Origin of the sequence: Arthrobacter sp. 'calajunan' (assembly GCF_046940185.1) — a bacterium.
In the GTDB taxonomy this organism is placed as follows: Bacteria; Actinomycetota; Actinomycetes; order Actinomycetales; family Micrococcaceae; genus Glutamicibacter; species Glutamicibacter soli.
Genome location: NZ_JBKZDY010000002.1, coordinates 494713 through 517309, shown reverse-complemented (window position 1 = coordinate 517309; position 22597 = coordinate 494713). Strand labels below are relative to the sequence as shown.

At 66.2% G+C, this 22597-nt stretch carries 16 protein-coding genes; 7 read left to right on the top strand and 9 right to left on the bottom strand.

Translation table 11 applies throughout. The annotated features are described in order from the left end of the window. Positions 1 to 94 precede the first annotated feature (94 nt). A complete protein-coding gene (locus RF641_RS04870; protein WP_424572649.1) occupies positions 95 to 3103 on the bottom strand; it encodes an alpha-mannosidase in 3009 nt (1002 codons plus the stop codon). A gap of 419 nt (positions 3104 to 3522) precedes the next feature. Here RF641_RS04870 and RF641_RS04865 point away from each other — a divergent pair, with 419 nt between their 5' ends. Further along, complete coding sequence (locus tag RF641_RS04865; protein WP_120990117.1) at positions 3523 to 4098, top strand: TetR/AcrR family transcriptional regulator; 576 nt, start codon at positions 3523 to 3525, stop codon at positions 4096 to 4098. 9 nt (positions 4099 to 4107) lie between these two features. Here RF641_RS04865 and RF641_RS04860 read toward each other — a convergent pair whose 3' ends face one another. Further along, entirely contained in the window at positions 4108 to 5445 is a 1338-nt protein-coding gene (locus RF641_RS04860) for an MFS transporter (RefSeq protein WP_047118336.1), read from the bottom strand. 151 nt (positions 5446 to 5596) lie between these two features. Here RF641_RS04860 and RF641_RS04855 point away from each other — a divergent pair, with 151 nt between their 5' ends. The 5 genes from RF641_RS04855 to RF641_RS04835 all read left to right on the top strand — a co-directional run bounded on the left by RF641_RS04855 (position 5597) and on the right by RF641_RS04835 (position 12920). After that, positions 5597 to 6373, top strand: coding sequence for a DUF4303 domain-containing protein (locus tag RF641_RS04855; RefSeq protein ID WP_152666775.1), 777 nt, complete (start codon positions 5597 to 5599; stop codon positions 6371 to 6373). Between the two features lie 96 nt (positions 6374 to 6469). After that, complete coding sequence (purH, locus tag RF641_RS04850; RefSeq protein ID WP_424572648.1) at positions 6470 to 8140, top strand: bifunctional phosphoribosylaminoimidazolecarboxamide formyltransferase/IMP cyclohydrolase; 1671 nt, start codon at positions 6470 to 6472, stop codon at positions 8138 to 8140. A gap of 530 nt (positions 8141 to 8670) precedes the next feature. Then, entirely contained in the window at positions 8671 to 10557 is a 1887-nt protein-coding gene (locus tag RF641_RS04845) for a BCCT family transporter (RefSeq protein ID WP_424572647.1), read from the top strand. A gap of 320 nt (positions 10558 to 10877) precedes the next feature. Next, complete coding sequence (locus RF641_RS04840) at positions 10878 to 12098, top strand: NRAMP family divalent metal transporter (protein ID WP_424572646.1); 1221 nt, start codon at positions 10878 to 10880, stop codon at positions 12096 to 12098. A gap of 12 nt (positions 12099 to 12110) precedes the next feature. Next, on the top strand, positions 12111 to 12920 hold the full coding sequence (locus tag RF641_RS04835) for a putative hydro-lyase (protein WP_113606852.1): 810 nt from the start codon (positions 12111 to 12113) through the stop codon (positions 12918 to 12920). 78 nt (positions 12921 to 12998) lie between these two features. On the opposite strand, the gene RF641_RS04830 is transcribed toward RF641_RS04835, so the two are convergent. The 3 genes from RF641_RS04830 to RF641_RS04820 form a co-directional block, all read right to left on the bottom strand. Further along, positions 12999 to 14504 carry an APC family permease gene (locus tag RF641_RS04830; protein WP_113606851.1) on the bottom strand — a complete coding sequence of 502 codons (1506 nt, stop codon included), beginning with the start codon at positions 14502 to 14504 and terminating at the stop codon, positions 12999 to 13001. Positions 14505 to 14589: 85 nt separating this feature from the next. Then, positions 14590 to 15249, bottom strand: a complete 660-nt coding sequence (locus tag RF641_RS04825; protein ID WP_424572645.1) for a PDC sensor domain-containing protein — start codon at positions 15247 to 15249, stop codon at positions 14590 to 14592. Then, a complete protein-coding gene (locus tag RF641_RS04820) occupies positions 15249 to 16001 on the bottom strand; it encodes a FadR/GntR family transcriptional regulator (protein WP_053797429.1) in 753 nt (250 codons plus the stop codon). The genes RF641_RS04825 and RF641_RS04820 overlap by 1 nt, the downstream gene beginning before the upstream one ends. A 307-nt stretch (positions 16002 to 16308) precedes the next feature. Between RF641_RS04820 and RF641_RS04815 the strand changes: the two genes are divergently transcribed. Further along, the gene (locus tag RF641_RS04815) at positions 16309 to 17577 is read left to right on the top strand and encodes an MFS transporter (protein ID WP_113606848.1); all 1269 of its coding nucleotides are present in this window, start codon (positions 16309 to 16311) and stop codon (positions 17575 to 17577) included. Positions 17578 to 17598: 21 nt separating this feature from the next. Here RF641_RS04815 and RF641_RS04810 read toward each other — a convergent pair whose 3' ends face one another. The 4 genes from RF641_RS04810 to RF641_RS04795 are packed head-to-tail and all read right to left on the bottom strand — an operon-like array spanning position 17599 to position 22464. Beyond that, positions 17599 to 18294, bottom strand: coding sequence for a GntR family transcriptional regulator (locus RF641_RS04810; protein ID WP_424572644.1), 696 nt, complete (start codon positions 18292 to 18294; stop codon positions 17599 to 17601). 41 nt (positions 18295 to 18335) lie between these two features. Continuing rightward, complete coding sequence (locus RF641_RS04805; RefSeq protein WP_424572643.1) at positions 18336 to 20078, bottom strand: acetyl/propionyl/methylcrotonyl-CoA carboxylase subunit alpha; 1743 nt, start codon at positions 20076 to 20078, stop codon at positions 18336 to 18338. Beyond that, a complete protein-coding gene (locus tag RF641_RS04800; RefSeq protein ID WP_424572642.1) occupies positions 20075 to 21709 on the bottom strand; it encodes a carboxyltransferase domain-containing protein in 1635 nt (544 codons plus the stop codon). The genes RF641_RS04805 and RF641_RS04800 overlap by 4 nt, the downstream gene beginning before the upstream one ends. After that, positions 21706 to 22464, bottom strand: a complete 759-nt coding sequence (locus RF641_RS04795) for a LamB/YcsF family protein (RefSeq protein ID WP_424572641.1) — start codon at positions 22462 to 22464, stop codon at positions 21706 to 21708. Before RF641_RS04795 ends, RF641_RS04800 begins: the two co-directional genes overlap by 4 nt. Positions 22465 to 22597: the final 133 nt, after the last annotated feature.

Below are 22597 nucleotides of genomic sequence, written 5' to 3'. Positions count from 1 at the left end.
AGTTTTGTATAAGAGACCGGGGCAGTTCGCAAAGAACTGCCCCGCCATCACGGGTTAATGGGACCTAGCTGCTGGGCCAGGCGCGGCTGGTGGATCAGGCCAGAGTAAAGCGCAGCGTGCGCACCTCGAAGGCTCCGAGCTTGAGCTGAACAGAATTTTTGTTCACTTCCACCGGCTCCAGCGGATCCTCCAGCAGGCTCGCCGTGGCGGCCGAGGCCACCGGGCGGTTGAGGCTCAGCGCGCCGGAGGCGCGGCGTCCCAGCGATTCATACACCCGCACCACCAGGTCCCCGGAGCGGTCGGCGGCCAGCTTCACGCCGGAGACCACCAGGCCGTCGCCGGAGAGCGCCACCAGCGGCTCGACCTCGCGGGCGCCGGAGCGCACGGTTTGCGCGCTGTTCAGCAGTGCGCCGGCTTCGGTGGCGCTGGCGATGTCCGCGCCGATGACCAGCCCGTAGCGGTGGGTCTGCAGCCCCTGGTCCGTCTGCGGATCCGGGAAGCGCGGGGCGCGCAGCAGCGAGAGCCGCACGGTGGTGGTGACCCGGGCGTCCTCGGCGTCGCGGGTGACGTCGAACCCGTAGATCGAGTCGTTGACCAGCGCGGCGCCGAAACCCGGCTCCTGGGCCAGCACGAAGCGGTGCATCGAGGTTTCGAACTTCGCCGCCTCCCAGCTGGTGTTCACGTGGGTGGGACGCTGGTGGTAGCCGAACTGCGTTTCAGCGATCGTCTGCTCGGCGCGGATATCCAGCGGGAAGGCGACCTTGAGGAACTTCTCCGCCTCGTGCCAGTCGGTGCTCTGGGAGATCTGCACGGTGCGCTCCCCGGGAGCCAGCGACAGTTCCTGGACCACCGTGGAGTTGGAGAAGCTGCGGGTCACCGTCACGGTGGCAGTGCCCCCGGTTTCGGAGAGCTGCAGGCTGTCCGCCGCACGCAGGTCGGTGACCTGGTTGCGGTAGTACTTGTCCACGTCCCAGGCATCCCACATGTTCGGGAAGTCCTGGTGCAGCTGCAGCAGGTTGGCTTCCTTGCCCTCGGCAATGGTTTCCCGGCCGGTGGCCAGGTCCACGGCGGAGGTGATCAGGCCTTCGGAGTTGATGACCACGCGCACCAGCTCGTTGCCCAGCACGTATCCGCCGTCCAGGGCTTCGGCCCGCACCGGCTGCGCCGTGGCGGGCTCCAGCTCGCGGGCCGCGCCGAAAGACACCCCGTGGCGGGTGTAGGCCGCGGCGTTGAACTCCAATTGCAGGCCGCCGGATCCGGCCAGCACCTGCTGGGCGCGGGCGATCAAGGCCCGGGCCTGGGTGATGGCCTCGGCGTAGCGGGCCACCACCTCGCGGTGCACCCAGGCGATGGAGGTGCCCGGCAGGATGTCGTGGAACTGGTGCAGCAGCACCGTCTCCCACAGCTCGTCGAGCTGCTCGTAGGGGTAGGGCTCGCCGGTGTACACCGCAGCGGTGGCGGCCCACAGCTCGGCCTCGACCAGCAGCTGCTCGGTGCGGCGGTTGCCCTGCTTGGTCTGGTGCTGGCTGGTCAGGGTGGCGCGGTGCAGCTCCAGGTAGAGCTCGCCCACCCACACCGGCGGGTTGGGCAGCTCGGCCTTGGCCCGGTCGAAGAAGTCGTTGGGATGCTCCCAGGCCACCGTGGCGCTGCCTTCCAGGTTGGCCAGGCGCTTGGCCTTGCCGGTCATCTCCCGGGTGGTGCCGCCGCCGCCGTCGCCCCAGCCCACCGGGGCGATCGAATTGTTCGTGACCCGCGCTTCGCGGAACTGGCGGGCGGCCTTGGCCACTTCCTCGCCCGAGAGCTGGGAGTTGTAGGTGTCCATGGACGGGAAGTGGCTGAACATGCGCGAGCCGTCGATGCCCTCCCAGTCGAAGGTGTGGTGCGGGAACTTGTTCTGCTGGTTCCAGGAGATCTTCTGGGTGAAGAACCACTCGAAGCCGGCACGGCGCATCAGCTGCGGCAGGGCGGGGGAGTAGCCGAAGGAGTCAGGCAGCCAGACGCCCTTGGAGGTGATGCCGAATTCCTCGCGGAAGAAGTTCTGGCCGTAGAGGAACTGGCGCACCAGGGATTCGCCCGAGGGCATCACGGTGTCGGATTCCACCCACATGCCGCCCAGCGGCAGGAAGCGGCCCTCGGCCACCTGGCGCTTGACCCGGTCCCAGACCTCGGGGCGGTGGGTCTTCAGCCACTTGTACTGCTGGGCGCTGGACATGCCGTAGATGAATTCCTCCTCGGTCTCCAGCAGCTCAACCATGGAGGAGCAGGTGCGCGAGACCTTGCGGATGGTTTCGCGCAGCGGCCACAGCCAGGCCGAATCGATGTGCGAGTGCCCGATGGCGGAGATCCGGTGGGCGCTGTGCTCGGCCGGGGCGGCGAGCACCGCCGCCAGCTGGTCGCGGGCGTCCTGCGCGGTCTGCGCGATGCGCTGCAGGTCCAGCACGTCCAGGGCGTTGTCCATGGCTTGCAGGATCTGGAAGCGGCGCGGGCCGTCGGGCAGCTGCTCCTGCAGGTCGAAGAGCACCTCCAGGTCCAGCGCCAAATCGTGCACCACCGGTTCGAAGACCGCCAAATCCAGGCGGCGCAGCGTGTAGAGCCGGCGCGCGGAGGAAGTGAGGATGTCGCCCTGCTCGGTGGGCAGGAAGGGATGGTAGTCCAGCAGCACCGGGTTGGACGCTGCCTCCATGTACAGGTCCACCACTTCGCCGCCCTCGGCGGCCGCGGCGACCGGCACCCATTGGTTGCGCGGGTTCAGTGCCTTGATGGTGATGCCGTCCGGGCGGTAGATCAGCCCTTCGCACTGGAAGCCGGTCATGTTGATATCGAAGCCCAGGTCAATGACCGCCTCGACGCGGCGCCCGGCCCAGGAGGCGGGAACCTGGCCCTGGAGGTGGAACCAGGTGGTGCCCCAAGCCGCGCCCCACGGGGTGCCGACCGAGGCCGGGGTGTACTCCAGCGCCAGGCCCTCGGCCGGCGTCACCGGTTCACCGGGCAGTTCGTGCCACGACACCTGCAGCGGAATGCTTTCCGAGTAGATGGCCGGACGAATTCGTTCGTCTAGTACGCGCTTGACTCGTCCGATGGTCAGCGAAGTGTCGTCGTGCATGAAGACCTTTCAAGGGTGGGACCTGCTTCGGTACAGCTCACTGGCCACACTACCGAAAAAACCGGCGCGCGAGCTGGCAGTTCCCTGCGCGCGGGAAGCGCGCCCCGCGGTCTCCCGCAGGATCGGGCCGTACCAGCTTCGCGGCCTTCGCACGGTGTTGGCCGGAATCCTCTCGACCGCGCGTGAAGCCCTCTGAGTTCGACAAATCGAGATGGGGCAGGCGGAAACAGGCGTCTTTTCAGCGCAGATCCGGCTGGAGCCCAGCAGATGCCCAAGTTCTGGAACTACACTGAATGCCTCCCAGAATGGAATGATCGCTTCCACTTCGTCAGATCTCCCATCAACGACTACCGTTAGAACGTTGCGGGGCAGGAAAGTTGCCCCGGGCACCCTGGAAACTGTGAAAGGTGGGGAAACGCATGCGCTCAGATGCACTACGACGACGTAAGCAAATTCTCCGCACGGCTCGTGAACTCTTTGCAACCCATGGCGCCAATGTGGCCATGGAATCAATCGCCGAAGCCAGCGACGTCGGTATCGGCACGCTGTACCGGAACTTCGCTGCACGCCCCGAACTCGTTGAGGAAGTCACCCTGGACATGCTCCAGGACGTCCGGCAGGCCGCCGAGCGCGCCGCCGCCGGCCTGGCCCGGGGTGAGAACCAGGCTTGGCAGGAATTCCTGGACGCCCTGGTGGGACTGAACCTGGGTGCGCTCAGCGAATCGCTGAGCCTGCAGCTCCCGCAGACCATCGGCGAGCGGATCATGCAGCCTCAGCGGGACACCGTGCGGGTGGTCAGCAAGGCCCTGGAACTGGCCAAAGCGGCCGACCTAGTCCGCCAGGATCTCACCGGCAACGAGTTGATCACCGGCATCGGACTGGCCACCCGGCCGTTGCCGCGCGCCTTCGCCAAGGCCGCTCCCGGGATCGGCAACCGGCTGACCCGCATCATGCTCGACGGCATGCTGCCCAATCCGGCCATGGGAAATCCCTAGCCGAGGCGTTCAGCCCAGCTCCCGCCCGCGGGTTTCCGGAGCGAACTTCGCCATGAACAGCACTGCGAGCAGCACCAGCGCGGTGGCGCCGGCGAACAGCCAGGACAGGCCGACAACCGGCCAGAGCGCGGCGAACAGCAGCGGACCGAAACCTGCGGCGAAACGGGACATGGTCGAAGCCCAGCCGAAGCCGCTGGCCCGCAGTTCGGTGGGATACAGCTCGGAGACATAGGCGTAGAGCACCGGGATCGCCACCTGGACCACCACGCCGAAGACCAGGACCCAGCCCACGGCGGTGGCCGGGACATCAAGGCTCTGCGCCACCACAACCAGCACCAGGCCCGAGAGCGGGCCGAAGATGCCCAGCAGCCACTTGCGCCCGATCTTCTCCACCAGCAGCGCGGCGATGACCACGCCGATCAGGCCCATCAGCGCCATCACCGCGGTGGCAAAGAAGGACGCTGACTGTGCCATGCCCGCCTCGGTCAGGATGGTCGGAAGCCAGGTCAGAGCCAGGTAGTAGACCAGCAGGATGGTCACGAAGAGCAGCCAGCTGGTGGCCGTCAGCTTCCACGAATGGCGCCACAGCGAGGCAGCCTGCTCCCACCAGCGCGGGGTCTTGGGAAGCTCGGCCTGCTCGATCACGTACTCGCGCGGCGCAGCTCCGGTGCGCGCCACCAGCTGGTCGATGACCGCGCGAGCCTCGGATTCACGGCCCTTGGCCGCCAGATACAGCGGGGATTCCGGGATGGAGCGGCGCACCACGTACACCATGAAGGCCGGCAGGATCATCACCACGAGGATCAGCCGCCAGTTGTTGGAGGTCGCCATGACCCAGCCGGAGACGAAGAACGACAGGGCGGCGCCGACCGGCCACCAGCCGTCCATGGCGGTCAGCACGCGGCCGCGGTACCTGGCCGGGGTGAATTCGCCGACCAGCGCGTAGTCCACCGGGATGCAGCCGCCCAGGCCCACGCCGGCCAGGAAGCGGAAGGCCACGAAGAAGCCGAAGTTCGGCGACAGGGCGCCGAGCACGGTGAACAGGGCGAACATCAGCAGCGTCAGGCTGAAGGCGTTCTTGCGCCCGTAGCGGTCGGCGATGCCTCCCCAGAGGAACGCGCCGATGGCCATGCCCACCAGGTTCGAGGTTCCCAGCAGCGCCGCGGTCGGCCGGTCCAGCCCCCATTCCTGGGCGACCAGCGGGATCAGCGCGCCGTTGAGCGTCACGTCCCAGGCGTCGAACATGAAGCCGAGCCCGCCGATGATGAAGATGGTTCCCTGGACCTTCCACTTGAACGGAAGCTCCTGCACCACATGGGTGCCGGAGGGGAGGGTGGCTGTGGACACGGTGGTGTACCTTTCGCACGGTGCAGATGATGTGGCTTCTACCGCGTCGAAGCTTAGCCGATATCCGCGCGCGGCGGGTACCCGCCTTACGTCTGATTGCCTAAGCCGTCAAGGCCTTTTGCAAGTTCGGGTAAGGGAGTAATCTCTGGACATGGGAGTAGATTGGACCGCTCTCGAAGAGGCGATACGGGTTGCAGCCCTTCGACACGCGGCTGAAGTAATTGAGGCACACCCGGAGCAGACCTTTTATGCGATTGCCCTGCATGGGGTGAGCACCGAAGAGAGCGAAGCCATTGCGATGCCGCTGCTGGCCCTGAACTCGGTTCAGGCCCTGGCGCGCGACCGGGCCGCCGAATCCCGCGAACAACTGGTCGAACGCGGCGAAGACGTGGATGAGCCGGACGACTACGAGGACCGCCCCGACGCTGACGAGCACAACACCCTGGAACCCGAGCCGCCGGTTGCCGACGAGGATTCACTGGTGATTTCGGATGCAGAGAACGACGAGGACTCCGAGGACGACGAAGACGCGGACGACGGCGAGGACCTGGATGCGGTGCTCGCGGTCATCGAAGCGGATCTGGACGAGGACGACGCGGAGAGCTTCTACTCGGACAAGTGGGAGCCCAGCGACTGGCACTGGTCCTCCATCGACCTGTGCGAGGAACCCGCGGCCGGCATCTGGTCCGAGGCCCTGACCGACCAGGCATCCCGCGAGGGATGGGAACCGACCATCAAACGCTATTACCACTGCCTGGTGGCGGTGGCCCACTCGCTGCGCGACGAGTTGAACGAACGGACCTCGGTGGATCTGGTGTCCTACGTCGCCGACGAGGACCATGCGGAGAAGCTGCTGCGCCTTTGCCTGACCGATCAGCAGCTGGCTGCGCATTTTCCGCAGCTGGGTGATCTGGTCCAGGGGCACTGACACGAACTGAGGGGCAACCGGCAGATTTCGCTAGAATAGGGGCGGCGGCCTTTCGCCGCCCGCCCCATTCATTCTCACCGCCGGGAGAAAATTTTCGTGAGTAAGACCGTCTTGGACAAAGTCGCTATCCGCCGCGCATTGATTTCCGTCTACGACAAGACCGGCTTGGAGGAACTGGCCGCTGGACTGCACAACGCAGGCGTCCAGCTGATTTCCACCGGTTCCACCGCCAAGAAGATCGCCGCCGCAGGCATCCCAGTGACCGAAGTCGAGCAGGTGACCGGTTCGCCGGAAATGCTCGACGGCCGCGTCAAGACCCTGCACCCCATCATCCACGGCGGCATCCTGGCTGACCGCCGCGTGCCCGAGCACATGGACACCCTGGCCGAGCGCAACATCGGACAGATCGACCTGGTGGTCGTGAACCTGTACCCGTTCGTGCAGACCGTCGCCTCCGGCGCCGCGCAGGACGAGGTTGTCGAGCAGATCGACATCGGAGGCCCGGCCATGGTCCGCTCCGCCGCGAAGAACCACGCCGCCGTGTCCATCGTGGTCGACCCGAGCTTCTACCCGCAGGTCATCGAGGCAGCCGCAGCCGGCGGCTTCGAGCTCAAGACCCGCCAGCGCCTGGCCGCCAAGGCCTACGCGCACACCGCCGCCTATGACACCGCGGTCGCCACCTGGACCGCCAGCCAGTTCCTCGACGAGGACGGCGACGGCGTCATCGACTGGCCTGCCTACTCCGGCGTCGCCCTGCAGCGCGCCGCAGTGCTGCGCTACGGCGAGAACCCGCACCAGCAGGCCGCCCTGTACGTGGACGAGGCGGCCCCTGCCGGCATCGCCCAGGCGGACCAGCTGCACGGCAAGCCGATGAGCTACAACAACTACGTGGACGCCGACGCTGCGCTGCGCGCGGCCTTCGACTTCGACAAGCCTGCCGTGGCAGTCATCAAGCACGCCAACCCGTGCGGCGTAGCGGTGGCCTCCGAGGACGCAGCAGACCCGATTGCCGACGCGCACCGCAAGGCGCACGCCACCGACCCGGTGTCGGCCTTCGGCGGCGTCATCGCGGCCAACCGCACCGTCACCAAGTCCATGGCAGAAACCGTGAAGGGCATCTTCACCGAGGTCGTCATCGCACCCGACTTCGAGCCGGAAGCCGTTGAGATCCTCTCGGCCAAGAAGAACATCCGCCTGCTCGCCCTGCCGGACGGCTACGGCCGCAACAGCAACGAGCTGCGCCAGGTCTCCGGCGGCATGCTGGTCCAGGCCGGCGACAAGATCGACGCCGCCGGCGATGATCCAGTCAACTGGACCCTGGCCGCCGGCGACGCCGCCGACGACGCCACCCTGGCGGACCTGGCCTTCGCCTGGCGCGCGGTGCGCGCCGCGAAGTCCAACGCCATCCTGCTGGCCAAGGACGGCGCCGCTGTGGGCATCGGCATGGGCCAGGTCAACCGCCTGGACTCCTGCAAGCTGGCAGTGGAGCGCGCCAACACCCTGGGTGTGAAGGTCGAATCCGGTGCGGATGCAGCCGGTGGTGCGGAGAACGCCGATACCGCGGCCTCCGAGCAGCGCGCCGTGGGCGCAGTCGCCGCCTCGGATGCGTTCTTCCCGTTCGCCGACGGCCTGCAGATCCTGATCGACGCCGGCGTCAAGGCAGTTGTCCAGCCGGGCGGCTCGGTCCGCGATGAGGAAGTCATCGCCGCCGCGAACGAAGCAGGCATCACCATGTACTTCACCGGTGCACGCCACTTCTTCCACTAGGAACCAATCGCGCCGTTCCGGGCCGTGCCGCCAACGCTTTGCGCGCTGGCTGCACGGCCCGCGGTGCTTAACCGAGCACTGCAGCTGGGGGAGCGCCGCCCGCAGCTGCAGTACAGTCATTGGTTCGGAAATGATGTTCGGCAGCGAGCGGTGCCGGAGCTTGGGTCAAAGCCGTGGAAGTGTTCGCGGGAAAAACGCGAAAGAGTACGGTGAAGCCGCATAGCCGGAACCCCGGAGTCGGGTCCGGGGCAGCCGAAACACTGTCTGCCCCGCCAGCAAAAAGCATCTTTTTTCTGCGGTTGGCGAATCCCCATTTCAGCCCGTGATCACGGGGCAGGATCGCTGCCCGAGATGCCTGAATCCAGCCGGGAGAGGTCCAAAAAGCCCGGGATTTCAAGGTTTTCATAGTAAACTTGTACGCTATGGAATCTCACACGCCACGTCCGCACCCGTCAGGTACGGGATCGAAAGCGACCGAAAAGGGAAGTGAAAAAGACCCAAAACAACACCGGGAACGCAAGGGTGAACGCGTGCTCAAAGCCCTGCGCCATGCCAAGGAACCGTCCTTCGGCATCCATCCGGGATTGATCCCCGGCATCAGCGTTGAAGACACCGGAGCCACGTTCCCGACCCGCCGAGGAGTATTCATTTCCGCGTTGGTTGCCGTCCTCGCGGTACTGCTCTGGGCCATCATTGCCCCGACGAATTTGAACGAAGTCGGCGTGGGCATGCAGACCTGGGTCGTCACCCACTTCGGCTGGCTCTTCAACGTCATCGTCCTGGGCATCGTGCTGTTCATGCTGGTAGTCGGCTACGGGCCCACCGGCAAGATCCGCCTCGGAGCGGATGACAGCACTCCCGAATTTTCCACCACGTCGTGGATCTCCATGCTGTTCGCCGCGGGCCTGGGCATCGGCTTGATCTTCTACGGCCCGCTGGAACCGCTGAGCCACTTCAAGACTCCGCCGCCATCCACCGATGCGCAGGCAGGCACCAACGACGCGGTGCTCCCGGCGATGACCGACTCCTTCCTCCACCAGGCGACCTTCGCCTGGTGCATCTACGCCTTGGTCGGCGGCGCGCTGGCGTACGTCTCCTACCGTCGTGGGCGCCTGCCGCTGATCTCCTCCCTGTTCGAACCGGTGTTCCCAAACGGCAACAACCGCGTGCTGGGCAAGATCATCGACGTTTTCGCCGTGCTGGTGACTTTGTTCGGCACCGCGACCTCGCTGGGCATCGGCGCACTGCAGATCCGCACCGGTACGAGCATCGTCACCGGAGCGGAACTGGGCAACGGGTTCGTGGTCGTCGCGATCAGCCTGCTGACCGTCGTCTTCACCATTTCGGCGGTGGCCGGCATCAAGAAGGGCATCCGCCTGCTGTCCAACACGAACATGGCGCTGGTCATTTTCATGGCGATCTTCGTGCTGGTCACCGGACCGACCATGTACATCCTGGACCTGCTTCCGGCCTCGGTCATCGCCTTTTTCGACAACCTGCCGCAGATGCTCACGGTCTTCGCCAGCGAGGGCACCGTCGAGAAGGAATACCTGACCGCCTACACCACCTTGTACTGGGCGTGGTGGATTTCCTGGTCGCCGTTCGTGGGCATGTTCATCGCCAAGATTTCCAAGGGCCGTTCGCTGCGCCAGTTCGTCACCGTGGTGATGCTGGTTCCTTCGGCGATCTCCATGATGTGGTTCACCGTCTTCGGCGGCTCCGCCATCTGGATGAACCTCAACGGCCAGGACATCGAAATCCAGGGATCCGGCGAGAACGTGATGTTCGACCTGCTGGCCAACCTGCCGATGAGCCCGGTGATGTGGATCGTCGCCCTGCTGGCGATCCTGGTGTTCTTCGTGACCGCCGCGGACTCCGCGTCGAATGTCATGGGTTCCATGTCGCAGTCCGGCCGCCCGGTGCCGTCCAAGCCGGTCACCATCGTCTGGGCCGTGGCGTTGGGCCTGATCTCCATGTTCCTGCTGCTGGCCGGCGGGCGCAATGCCCTGTCCGGGCTGCAGTCGATCATGGTCACCTGCGCGTTGCCGTTCGCGATCATCCTGATCGGCGTGATGATTTCCTGGGGCATTGAACTGCGCAACGACCCGCTGATGATCCGCCGCCGCTATGCGGTGGAAGCCATCAAGGGCGGCGTCCGCCAGGGCATCGACGAGCACGGCGACGACTTCGTCTTCGGGATCTCGCAGGTTCCGGAGGAACTCGGCGCAGGTGCCGACTTCGACAGCGAGGATCCGGCGCTGACCGAGTGGTACACCGACAATGCGCCGGAATTCACCGGCGAGCAGCCGCAGGTCGAGGCCGGTGGCCCGAAGCCTGCTGAGCTGACAGGGAAGGACGTGCAACCGAGCCTCGAAAAGGCCGAGGACGACGACGCCCCGGAAACGGTCAAGAGCTGACCTGATCCAAAAGTTGTTCCACTGAAGTCCACCGCTTTTCGGCGTTTGCCAAAAAGCGGTGGACTTCTACGTTCCGAGCCGGGGAATGCATTTGGCGGCGTATTCCCAGCGCTAAGCCAGCGTTCTACTGCGGCGTGATGGCAGCCTGCTTGAGGTAGACAGCCAAGCCACCTCAGTGTTCGGCGCCGCCGTTGAGCAAGGCGTGAGCGGAAAAGAAATTGTTCAACAACTACTTGCCCAGATTGTTCAACAACCTGTATTGTCTTGTGCGTTACATTAGTTCTGTGACAGCAGTCACCGCTACCGCAACGGATGAAATCATGTCTACTCCCGATTCGAAGCCTCAGGCTACGTCAAAAGCCCGGCGCACAGCGCTGCTGGGCGCCATGTTCCTCATGGCCACCAGCGCCATCGGCCCTGGTTTCATTACCCAGACCACTGAGTTCACCGTGCAAATCGGTGCGGCCTTCGCCTTCGCCATCGTCGTATCGATCCTCGTCGACATTGCGGTGCAGCTCAACGTCTGGCGCGTGATCGGCGTCAGCGGCCTGCGCGCCCAGGAGCTGGGCAACAAGGTCCTTCCCGGCGTCGGCTGGCTGCTGGCCGCCTTGGTCTTCATCGGCGGCATGGTGTTCAACATAGGCAACATCGCCGGCACCGGCCTGGGCCTGAACGCGATGCTGGGTGTGGACGCCAAGATCGGCGGTGCCATTTCCGCAGTGATTGCGATCCTGATCTTCCTGTCCAAGAAAGCGGGCATGGCCCTGGACCGCATCGTGGTGCTGCTGGGCGCCATCATGATCCTGCTGATGCTCTATGTCGCCATCGTCGCCGCGCCTCCGGTTGGCGATGCGCTGCGCAACGTGGTGCTTCCCGAGCAGGTCGACTTCCTGATCATCACCACCCTGATCGGCGGCACGGTCGGCGGCTACATCACCTATGCCGGCGCGCACCGCATGCTGGACTCCGGGACCACCGGCGTCGAGCACGTCAATGAGATCTCCAAGACCTCGGTGCTGGCCATCATCGTCACCGGCATCATGCGGGTGCTGCTCTTTCTGGCAATCCTCGGCGTCGTTGCCGGCGGCGTGGCACTGACCAGCGACAACAAGGCAGCCGAGGCATTCGGCGCCGCGGCAGGAGATATCGGCCTGCGCTCCTTCGGCATCATCCTCTGGGCCGCCGCGCTGACCAGCGTCATCGGCGCCGCCTACACTTCGGTTTCGTTCATCACCAAGAGCACCACCCCCGAACGCACCCGCAACCTGATCACCGTCGGCTTCATCGCCGTCTGCGCCGTGATCTACGTCTTCCTGGGCAAGGCTCCTGCGACCCTGTTGATCTTCGCCGGGGCCTTCAACGGCCTGATCCTTCCGGTCGGCCTGGCCGTCCTGCTCTGGGTGGCCTGGCGCCGCCGCGACCTGATGGGCGGCTATAAGTACCCCAAGTTCCTGCTCTTCATCGGCGCCCTGGCCTGGCTCCTGACCGTGTTCCTCGGCTACAACTCCCTGTCGGGGCTCTCGGCCCTGTGGAATTCCTAAGGCGGATTACCCATGGCAAACGTTCGAGACCTGAGCATCAGCGAGCGGGCGGCCCTGAGCCCCCGCGAAGCGCGCGAGTACTTCCGACAGGGACAGGTGGTGCCCACCGCGGGCTTCAGCGCCGGCTACGCGCAGGCGAACCTGATCATCGTGCCGCAGGCACTGGCCTTCGAGGTGCTGCTCTTCGCCCAGCGCAACCCCAAATCCTGCCCGATCCTCGGGGTCCTGGAAGCGGGCCAGGTGTCCAATGAGCTGCTGGCCGGCGGCGACATCCGCACGGACGTCCCCAAGTACGTGGTGTATGAGAACGGCGAAAAGGTCGCCGAGCCAACGGATCTTGCCGAGTACTGGCGCGAGGATCTGGTGACCTTCATCGTCGGGTGCTCCTTCACCTTCGAAGCGGCGCTCATCGAGGCAGGCATCTCCGTGGCCCACATCGACCAGGACGTCAACGTGCCCATGTACAAGACGACGCGGCGCAGCGTCTCGGCGGGATCCATGTCCGGGCCCATGGTGGTTTCGATGCGGCCGATTCCGGCCTCGCAGGTTGCCGACGCGGTGCGCATCACCTCCCGCTACCCAGCGGTGCACGGGGCGCCGGTGCATATCGGCAACCCGGAGGAGCTGGGCATCACGGATCTGGGCAAACCCGACTTCGGCGACGCCGTGCAGATCCCGGAAGGCTGCATTCCGGTGTTCTGGGCCTGCGGCGTCACTCCGCAGGCGGCGGTCATGGAATCGCGCCCGGCTTTGGCCATCGGCCACGCGCCAGGGCACATGCTGATCACTGACGTGAAGGATACGTTCTACCAGGTGCCATAGGCTCCAAATACGCAGCAAAGCCGCAGGCGGCGCACCCCATCGGGGATGCGACGCATGCGGCTTTGCGTTCTGTATCGATCAGTCGACCGGCGCGGCAGAGCGCTGGGCCGCGCGCAGCTTCTCGGCCACTTCGATGGCGTCATTGCTCGGCGCATCGGACTTGGCATCGGGGCGGGCGATGAACAGGTACAGCGCCCCGGTTCCTGCCACCACTGCAAGCCCGATCAAGACGATCCAGTCGGCCAGGACATCGCCGCTGGAACCGGGGACCGCGAGCAGCACCATGGCGAAGAGGCCGTAGGCCAGGGCCAGGATGTTGACCAGCATGCCGGCGGCGCCCAGCGAGAACGGACCTGCAGGCTTCCAGCCGCGAAGCCGCTGGCGCAGGGCGGCCAGCACCACTGACTGGAAGGCGACGTAGATGCCCAGAATGGCGAAGCCGGTGATCTGGGTCAGCAGGGTCTCCGGCCCGAAGTAGATGAACACGCACAGCAGCAGCGGGATGCAGCAAGCCACCAGCAGGGCATTGGACGGCACCTTGTTGCGCGGGGAGACCTTTGCGAGCCAGCGGTGGCCCGGCAGCATGCCGTCACGGGCGAAGGAATAGATCAGCCGGGATGCGGCGGCTTGCAGCGAGAGCACGCAGGACAGGAACGCGGTCAACGCAACCACCAGGAAGATCTTGGCGCCCACGGCGCCCAGCGAAGCTTCCAGGATGGCCGGGATGGGGTCCACGTCTTCGCCGTTAACGATTTCCTGGAGGTTCGGGGCTGCCAGCACGTAGCCGGTGAACGAGATGAGTGCCGACACGCCGCCGACCAGGATGGTCATCATCATGGCCTTGGGGATGCGCCGGGCTGGGTTGCTGACCTCTTCGGCGACGTCGCCGCAGGCCTCGAAGCCGTAGAAGAGGAACAGGCCGGCCAGCGCCGCGCCCATGAAGGCCACGCCGTAGCTCCCGTCGCCCTCAACGCCCATGGAGTCGAAGAAAACGCTGAACGGTTGCTCGCGCTTGAAGACCAGCAGGTAGAAGCCGACGGCGATCACGCCGATCAGCTCGGCGGCCAGGCCGATGCGGGCGATGCGCGCCAGCATCTTGGTGCCGGAGAAGTTCAACAGCAGGGCGATGAGCAGCATGGCCGTGGCGAACCAGAAGGTGGTGGCCTCGGTCAGCTCGACATTGAAGGTGCTGGCCACGAAGCCGGAGCCGAACTGGGCCACCGAGGTGATGGTGACGATCATGGCCCAGATGTAGATCCAGGCTGCCATCCAGGCATAGCGCTTGCCCCAGAGCCTGCGGGTCCACGGGTAGATGCCGCCGTGGATCGGGTACTGCGAGACCACCTCGCCGAAGACCAGCGAGACCAGGAACTGCCCCGCGGCCACGATGAGGATCCAGAAGACCGAAGGCGGACCACCGGTGGCCATGGCCAGGGCGAAGAGCGAATAGACGCCCACCAGCGGAGACAAATAGGTAAAGCCCAGGGCGAAGTTGGCCCAAAGGGACATTGAACGGTCAAAGGACTGTTCATAGCCCAGGACGGCCAGATGGTTCCCGTCTTGGAGATCGTGTTGTGAATTCATGGAATCCTCGTTGCGAGCGTACGCAGAAGCTGCGTGTGAAGTGTGACACACCGAGAATAACACTTAAAGATTCTATATAGAAGGTTTAATTTTGGCCGCGCATCACCAACAGGCTCGTACCTGTCACCACGTCCGAATTTTCAAGGGATTCAGGGGCAATCAGGGCACCCAGGCCGTCCCGCGGATCAGAGGAAGTGATCACCCGGCCGTGCGCGGAGACCAGCGCGGCTGGCCCGTCCAAGCCCAGCAGCAGGCGCTGGAGCGCGGCTTCGACATCCCTGACCCGAAGATCCAAACCGACAATTCCTTCGGCGCTGCCGGTGACCGGAATAGTCAGCGTCAGCACGTAGTCGCAGATGCACAGGTGATCGACGAACGGACCGGTGATATGACGGCGTCCCGAGGAGTAGGGGACCGAATACCATTCAAGGCTGCGGTAGTCGCGAACATAGTCCGCGTACTCGCGCTGCTCCAGCTGCAGCCGATTGATTTCGGAACCGGCAGCGAACAGCGGATTGTCCTGCATCGGTGCCAGCCACCATTCGAACCGCATCTGCCCGGCGCTTTCGCCAATGTAGCCGGCGCCGACGATGCCGTTGGCATCATCCAGAAGCCATGGGCGCACCAGATCCTGGACGGTGGCGCCCAAGTGCTCGGCAGGTAGTTGCGCGATCTGGGTGTGCAGCGCATCCAAACGTTCAAAATACCGCTCGAACCATTCTCCAAGCTCGGCTGCGACAGCCATCAAGCCACCTCCAGTTCTTGTTTGCGGCTGATGAGCCAGGTGGACAGCAGCGTGAATGATTCTTGGCATGCGGCGCGGCCTGGCGCCGCATCGCGTGATGCCAGGGCCTGCGCCATGGCTCGGTCCAGTTCCGCGATCCGTCCGGCGAGCGCTTCATCGCGCAGACCCAGCCACATGAGCTGCCCGTACTGCGCTTGGAAGCCGATTTGCTCGCGGACCAGCCGCGGGGACTGGGACAGCACGCACAGTTCCAGCAGGAATCCTCCGTGGTCGCGGGCGGCGTTGGCCGGGGTTGAGAAATCCGCGCGGTCGAGCCAGGCTTCCAGGGCTTTCGCTTCGGCCGAAGTGCACACGTGGGTGGCCCGGTCGAGCGCACCGCTGGTGATGACGTCGAGGTAGACCGCGGCATCGAGCAATTCGGTGCGCGAGATGCCGCGCAGCCTGGAGGTCATCAACTGCTGGGAGGCATTGGGGGCTTCGGCGCGGACGAAGGAACCGCCTTCGCGGCCGCGGCGGGTTTCCAGCAGACCATCCTTGCGCATGTCCGCCAAGGCTTCGCGTGCCGTCACCACGGCAACACCGAACTTCTTGGCCAGATCCGTTTCGGTGGGCAGGCGCTCGCCGGGTGCCAACACACCCAGCAAGATGGCATCCGTGAGCCGCTGGGCGACCTGCGCGGTGCGGGTGTCGGAGCTCAAGGGAGCGAAGACCGCCGTGCGTGAGCCCTTGGCTGGTGATGTCTGCTCCGTCATCAGGCCGCCTGTCGCCCGGGGCGGAAGGCGGAGTGGCGCTGGATGGTCCGCCTCGTGAGTGCGCTGCGCATCTGTCGACCTCTCTGACGCTGGAATGTATCGGCTGTTCTTCTCCTGGGAGGGGAAAATATCCAGCCCAGGTTTGATCATATCGACAAGCGCTGGACGCCGGATTGCCAGCTGTGCCGCTGGGGCGCGTGGAAGCGGCGTCATGAATCCGTCATTGCGCTGTGAATTATGACACACTGGCGTGAATGGTGGACAGTTGGTCGCCATCACTTCTTGAACGTGAAAGAAACATCGGTCCATGGCGCAACAGGCAAAATATTGGTTCCCCGCAGCACTGAGCCTGCTTCTGGTGGGATGGGGAGCCAACCAATACGTCGCGCTGCTGGTGCATTACCGGCAGGACCACGGCTTCTCGGAAGTGCTGGTGACCTCCTTGCTGGGCATCTACGTGCTGGGACTCGTACCGGCACTGCTGCTCGGCGGGCGCGCCTCTGACCTGCGTGGACGAAAACGCCTCACGATGATCGCGGTGCTGATCTCCATTGCCGCGAGCCTTGCCTTGATGCTCTCGCACCTCGGTCCCTTGCCGCTGTTCGCCGGCAGGCTGCTGGCCGGCACGGCGACCGGCCTGGGCATGGCGGCTGCAACAAGCTGGGTCAAGGAGCTCTCCCAAGCACCCTGGGACCCGAACTCGACGGCCGGATCCGGGGCCCGGCGTGCCTCGCTGCTGACCTCCACCGGATTCTGCCTGGGCCCGGTGGCCGGGGGAATGCTGGTGGCGTGGGCGCCGATGCCGGATGTCCTTCCCTACGCAACGCACATCCTGTTGTGCCTGCCGGTCCTGATCCTGCTGCGCAAGCTCCCCGAAACCAGGCAACGCCAGCTCCCGCAAGCCACGGCGCCCGGAACCCAGACCCGGCCAGTACCGGGCGGTGCGGCGCAGCAGCGCGGCGGCAAACGGTTCTGGGCGGTCATCGCGCCCGCCGCCCCGTGGGTGTTCGCGGCGGCGACCATGGGCTTCGTGGTGATTCCGGAGATGGTTCCCGCCATGGGCGGTGCGGCACGCCATACCTACACCACCGTGGCGGTGGCGCTGACCATGGGATGCGGGGTGCTGATTCAGCCGCTGGGACGCAGGGTCGATACCGTCAACAGCGCCCGCACCCTGCTGCTGGGCGTCGCAGTGGTGCTTGGCGGCATGCTGGCCATCATCGGGGCGATCCTGCTCAACAGCCCGGCGCTCGGCCTGGGCGCTTCGGTGCTGCTCGGTTGCGGCAACGGCCTGTTGATGGTGGGCGGGCTGCTTGAACTGCAGCGCGCCGCGGGCCCGGACGAGCTTGGCCTGCTGACGGGCTTCTTCTACACCTTTGCCTACGCCGGGTTCCTGGCGCCCACGGTGATTGCCCTGGTGGCCCAGTGGGTCTCCAGCCTGTGGATCATGGGCGCCGCGGTTCTCCTGTGCCTGCTGTCCCTTGCAGTGGTTGCCGTGAACTCGCGCAAGCACCTGCCCCGTGCGCTGGAGCGCATCGACTCAGGGGCCGCGCTCGCGGCTCCCGAGAACGCCTGAACGTAATCGGTGCCGGCAGGGCTAGTTGCCGTCGGCGTCCATCCGCTCCTCCAGATGGGAGAGCAGCTCGGTTTCCGCGACGTCCAGGTAGTTGCGCAGCGCGGTCGCGGCCTGCTCGCGCTCGCCGTCGCGCAGCATCTCGACCAGCGACGCGTTGAGCTCGACGTAGTGCGAGTGGAAGTCCGGGGCATCGCTCATGGCGTGGAAGACCAATCGCATCTGGGCCAGCACCCGGGTCATCAGCTCCTGCAGCTGGGCGCTGCCGCTGGCGCGCACAACCTCCTCGTGGAAGCGCTGGTTGGCGGTCGCCATCGCCTCGATCTTCCCGGAGGCCAGGGCGGTGCGGGCCTTCTTGATGATCCGTTCAAGGGCTGGCACGTTGAGCTTCGGGCCCCAGTGCAGCGCCGCGGGTTCGATCATGCGGCGTACCGCATAGATTTCCTTGACATCGTCCATGCCCGGGGAGGCGACAAACACCCCGCGGTTGGGGATACGCGTAATGATCAGCTCGTTGCCCAGCACGGTGAATGCCTCGCGCAGCGTGTTGCGCGAGACGCCTAGGGCCTGGGCCAGAGCCTGCTCGGAGAGCTTCGTTCCCGGGCGCAGCTGCCCCTCGGCGATTTTGGTGCGCAGCACCGAGGCAACCCAGGCGCCGGTATGGGCGTGGGTTGCCTCCTCGTCCAGCGGGAGAGCACGAATCAGGTCATTCACGAGCATGCTTCCAATCTAATTCACCCTGAAGGACGCAGTGCAAAGCGTTAAGCGATGCGCCCCATGTCTTCCCCGCGGGAAATCATGGTTCCCGGGGTCTGCGCGCCCCGGGTGAAGGTGCCGGAGGCGTGCGCGGTGACGTTGGATTCCATTTTCATGGCTTCCAGCACTGCCACGGTGTCGCCGGCGGCGACCGCGGCGCCGTCCTCGGCCACCCACTTGACCAGGTTCCCGTTCATCGGGGCGCTCAGGGTGGCTGCGCTGGCGGCGGCCTCGACGTTGTCCGCGGCGGCTTCCATGGCGGCCCCGTGCCCGCCATGGCGGATGGAATCCACCAGCGAGGCCGGCAGTCCGATGTTCATGGCCTTGCCCTCGATTTCGATGGTGAGGGTCTCTCGTTCGGCGCCCGGCTGGGCAGCGGCGATTTCCGGGCTGGACGCGAGGTCCTCGGCGAACTCCGCCTCGATCCACGTGGTGTAGACCCCGTAGGCGTCATCCCGGGTGAACTCGGCGTTGCGCACCACGGCGCGGTGGAAAGGAAGCACCGAGGGCACGCCGGTGATGGTCATTTCATCCAGAGCCTGCTTCGCGCGGCGCAGCGCCTGCGCGCGGGTGGCGCCGGTGACGATCAGCTTGGCCATCAGCGAGTCGTAGTAGGAGGGGACCACCGAGTTGGTGCGTACTCCCGAATCCACGCGGATGCCCGAGCCGGTCGGAGCCTCGAAGCCGGTGATGCGTCCGGGGCCCGGCAGGAAGCCGCGCGCCGGGTCCTCGGCGTTGATGCGGAACTCGAAGCTGTGCCCGGTCGGGGCCGGATCCTCGGTGAAGGACAGCGGCTTGCCGGCGGCGATGCGCAGCTGCTCGGCCACCAGGTCCACGCCGGTGGTTTCCTCGGTGATCGGGTGCTCCACCTGCAGGCGGGTGTTGACCTCCAAGAAGGAGATCAGCCCGTCCGGGGCCACCAGGTATTCAACGGTTCCGGCGCCCACGTAGCCTGCCTCCAGGCAGATCGCCTTGGCGGAGGAGTGGATGGAGGCGCGCTGCTCGTCGGTGAGGAAGGGGGCCGGGGCCTCCTCGACGAGCTTCTGGTGGCGGCGCTGCAGCGAGCAGTCGCGGGTGCCGACCACCACGGCGTTGCCGTGCGCATCGGCCAGCACCTGCGCCTCGACGTGGCGCGGCTTGTCCAGGAAGCGCTCGACGAAGCATTCGCCGCGGCCGAAGGCGGCGGTCGCCTCGCGCACCGCCGATTCGTAGGAGGCCTCGATGTCTTCCAGCGCGCGGACCACCTTGATGCCGCGTCCGCCGCCGCCAAAGGCCGCCTTGATGGCCACCGGCAGGCCGAACTGCTCGGCGAAGGCGCGCACCTCGGCCGCGTCGGCCACAGGGCCGTCGGTGCCCGGCACCAGCGGGGCTCCGGCGCGCACGGCGATCTCGCGGGCGGTGACCTTGTTGCCCAAAGCCCGGATGGATTCGGGGGACGGGCCGATCCAGGTCATGCCTGCATCGATGACCGCTTGGGCGAAATCGGCGTTTTCGGCCAGGAAGCCGTAGCCCGGGTGCACCGCGTCGGCGCCGGCGCGGGTGCCGATCTCGATGATCTTGGCGATGTCCAGGTAGGTGTCGGCGCTCTGCGAGCCGTTCAGCGCGTAGGCCTCGTCGGCGCGGCGCACATGCAGGGCGTCGGCATCCGGATCCGAGTAGATGGCCACGGAGACCAGCTGGGCGTCGGTGCAGGCTCGGGCGATGCGGACGGCGATCTCGCCGCGGTTGGCGATCAGTACTTTTTTCATGCGCGGGATTCCTTCACGGGAGTGCGGGTGCCGGGACGGGATGTCAGTTCAAAGCGGATCAGCGAGCCCGGGGGCAGCTGGGCGGCGGCGGGCAGGTCTTCGTCGACGACCGCGGCGATCACCGGGTAGCCGCCGGTGACCGGGTGGTCGGCCAGGAACAGCACCGGAAGACCGGAGGGCGGGACCTGCAGCGAGCCCAGGGCCACGCCCTCGGAAGCCAGCTCGCCCGCGCGCACCCGTTCCAGCGGCCGCGCGTCGTCCTGGCCCAATTCCAGCCGGACGCCCACGCGGTTCGAATCCGCGGAGGCCTTCCAGAGCTGGCCGGCCAGCCGGGCCAGTCCCGGGGCGCCGAACCAGTCCTCGCGCGGGCCGGGGGTGATGCGCAGCGTGAAGACGCCGTGCTCGTCGGGCACCGGCAGCGGCGAGGGCTCGGGGTTGCCCACCACCTGCAGGCCGGAGACTTCTCCGACCGGCAGCAGCTGCCCAGCGCGCAGCGGCGCGGGGCCGATGCCAGACATCGAGTCGCTGGAGCGGGAACCCAGCACCTGCGGGACGTCGAACCCGCCGCGCACGCCCAGGTAGCTGCGCAGGCCGGCGCCGTTCGGGGCGAGGGTGAGCAGCTCGCCGTCGAGCAGCGCGAAGGGCGTGTCCATGGGGATCTGCCGGGCCTCGTGGAAGTCGTCGCCTTCCACCGGGGTGATGTCCACGGTGGCGGAGGCTCCGGAGACCGCGAGCACCGCATCCCCGCGGGCGCGCAGTGTGAGCGTGCCCAGCAGGTTCTCGATGACGGCGGCGCCTGGCTGGTTGCCGACCAGGCGGTTGGCCTGGGCGGCGGAGATGGCATCGGCCCAGCCGGCGGTGCTGACTCCCAGATCGCCCAGGCCCGGACGGCCAGCGTCCTGGATCAGCGACTGCAGTCCCGGATCCAGGATCTCCAGCTGGGCGGCGGAGGACGCCGGGCGCTCGGTGTCTGGGGCCGGTTCGGCGGCGGGGGCGTCCGCCACGGTCAATGCGGCGCGGCTGGGGATGAACTGCACGCGGTCCTGCGGGCGGATCAGCGCGGGGTTCTCGCGCTCAAGGTCCCACAGCACTGCATCGGTGTGGCCGATCAGCTGCCAGCCGCCGGGGGACTGGCGGGGGTAGACGGCCGAGTACTCTCCGGCCAGCGCCACCGCGCCGGCGGGGACCGCCTTGCGCGGGGTGGCGCGGCGCGGCACGTTCAGCAGCTGGTTCTCGCCGCGCAGGTAGGCGAAGCCCGGGGCGAAGCCACCGAAGGCCGCCCGCCAGATCTGCTGGGAATGGGCGTTGATGACCGCCTCGGGACTCAGCGAGGTCAGCCGGGCCACCTCGGCCAGGTCTTCGCCGTCGTAATGGACGGGCACAGTGATCAGCGAACCGGTCGCGGCCGCGGAGGACCCCAGTTCCAGGGTGCGCACGGTCTTGGCGATGGCTTGCGCGTTGGCCGCGCAGTCGGCCTTGATGAACACGGTGCTCGCCGCGGCGAGCACATCGAGCTGTCCGGGCAGCGGGCTGGTGCGCAGCAGAGCGGACAAACCCAGCACTGAATCCAGGTCCGGGAGCTCAACCAGCACCGAGCGGCTGCCGGCCAGCCGTACGTCGCGCTGGCTCATGCAAAGCTCTTAATGCTCACGCCAGCGGATTCCAAGCCTTCGCGGACCGCGGCGGCCATGGCCACGGCTCCGGCGGTGTCACCGTGCAGGCAGATGCTTTCGGCGGGCATGGTGATGGTGCTGCCGTCCACTGCCTCCAAGGTGCCCTCGGTGGCCAGACGGATCATGTTCGCGGTGACTGCCGCCGGGTCGTGCAGCACGGCGTTGGCTTCGCGGCGCGAGACCAGGGTGCCGTCCGGGTTGTAGTTGCGGTCGGCAAAGGCTTCGGCCACCCCGCGCAGCCCTGCCTTCTCGGCCTTGGCCAACGCCACGGATCCGGGCAGCAGCAGCACCGGCAGGTCTTCGCCGAAGGCCTTGATGGCGTCCACGACGGCCTGAGCGTGCACCTCGTGGTGCACGATCGTGTTGTAGAGCGCGCCGTGCGGCTTGACGTACTTGATCTCCCCGCCGGCCGAGCGGGCCAGAGCCTGCAGGGCGCCAAGCTGGTAGAGCACGTCGTCAGCCAGTTCCGTGGCCGAGCAGTCAACGAAGCGGCGGCCGAATCCGGCCAGGTCGCGATAGCCCACATGCGCCCCGATGGTCACCGAGGCGGCGACCGCGTCCATGCAGGTTTGGCGGATGGTGCTGGGGTCGCCGGCGTGGAATCCGCAGGCGACATTGGCCGAGGAGACGGAGGTGAAGATGGCGGCGTCGTCGCCCATGCTCCAGTTGCCGAAGGACTCGCCGACATCGGAATTCAGGTCTATGAATGGCATTGTGATCCCCGTCTCGATAAATGTGTTGCTTACAGAATGCACCAAAAACCAAGATTGTTCAACAATCTCTCGTCGTATGGCGCTGGGAGCACCAAGGCTGGAAAGAGCATGGGAATTAGCAGGCTTCATGGAA

What these genes read in the sequence shown, in the direction of transcription:
- RF641_RS04795 (WP_424572641.1), bottom strand. Translation starts at nt 22,464, where the DNA reads ATGCCATTCATAGACCTGAATTCCGATGTCGGCGAGTCCTTCGGCAAC.
- RF641_RS04855 (WP_152666775.1), top strand. Translation starts at nt 5,597, where the DNA reads ATGGGAGTAGATTGGACCGCTCTCGAAGAGGCGATACGGGTTGCAGCC.
- RF641_RS04835 (WP_113606852.1), top strand. Translation starts at nt 12,111, where the DNA reads ATGGCAAACGTTCGAGACCTGAGCATCAGCGAGCGGGCGGCCCTGAGC.
- RF641_RS04840 (WP_424572646.1), top strand. Translation starts at nt 10,878, where the DNA reads ATGTCTACTCCCGATTCGAAGCCTCAGGCTACGTCAAAAGCCCGGCGC.
- RF641_RS04870 (WP_424572649.1), bottom strand. Translation starts at nt 3,103, where the DNA reads ATGCACGACGACACTTCGCTGACCATCGGACGAGTCAAGCGCGTACTA.
- RF641_RS04815 (WP_113606848.1), top strand. Translation starts at nt 16,309, where the DNA reads ATGGCGCAACAGGCAAAATATTGGTTCCCCGCAGCACTGAGCCTGCTT.
- RF641_RS04825 (WP_424572645.1), bottom strand. Translation starts at nt 15,249, where the DNA reads ATGGCTGTCGCAGCCGAGCTTGGAGAATGGTTCGAGCGGTATTTTGAA.
- RF641_RS04805 (WP_424572643.1), bottom strand. Translation starts at nt 20,078, where the DNA reads ATGAAAAAAGTACTGATCGCCAACCGCGGCGAGATCGCCGTCCGCATC.
- RF641_RS04865 (WP_120990117.1), top strand. Translation starts at nt 3,523, where the DNA reads ATGCGCTCAGATGCACTACGACGACGTAAGCAAATTCTCCGCACGGCT.
- RF641_RS04810 (WP_424572644.1), bottom strand. Translation starts at nt 18,294, where the DNA reads ATGCTCGTGAATGACCTGATTCGTGCTCTCCCGCTGGACGAGGAGGCA.
- RF641_RS04820 (WP_053797429.1), bottom strand. Translation starts at nt 16,001, where the DNA reads ATGACGGAGCAGACATCACCAGCCAAGGGCTCACGCACGGCGGTCTTC.
- RF641_RS04800 (WP_424572642.1), bottom strand. Translation starts at nt 21,709, where the DNA reads ATGAGCCAGCGCGACGTACGGCTGGCCGGCAGCCGCTCGGTGCTGGTT.
- RF641_RS04830 (WP_113606851.1), bottom strand. Translation starts at nt 14,504, where the DNA reads ATGAATTCACAACACGATCTCCAAGACGGGAACCATCTGGCCGTCCTG.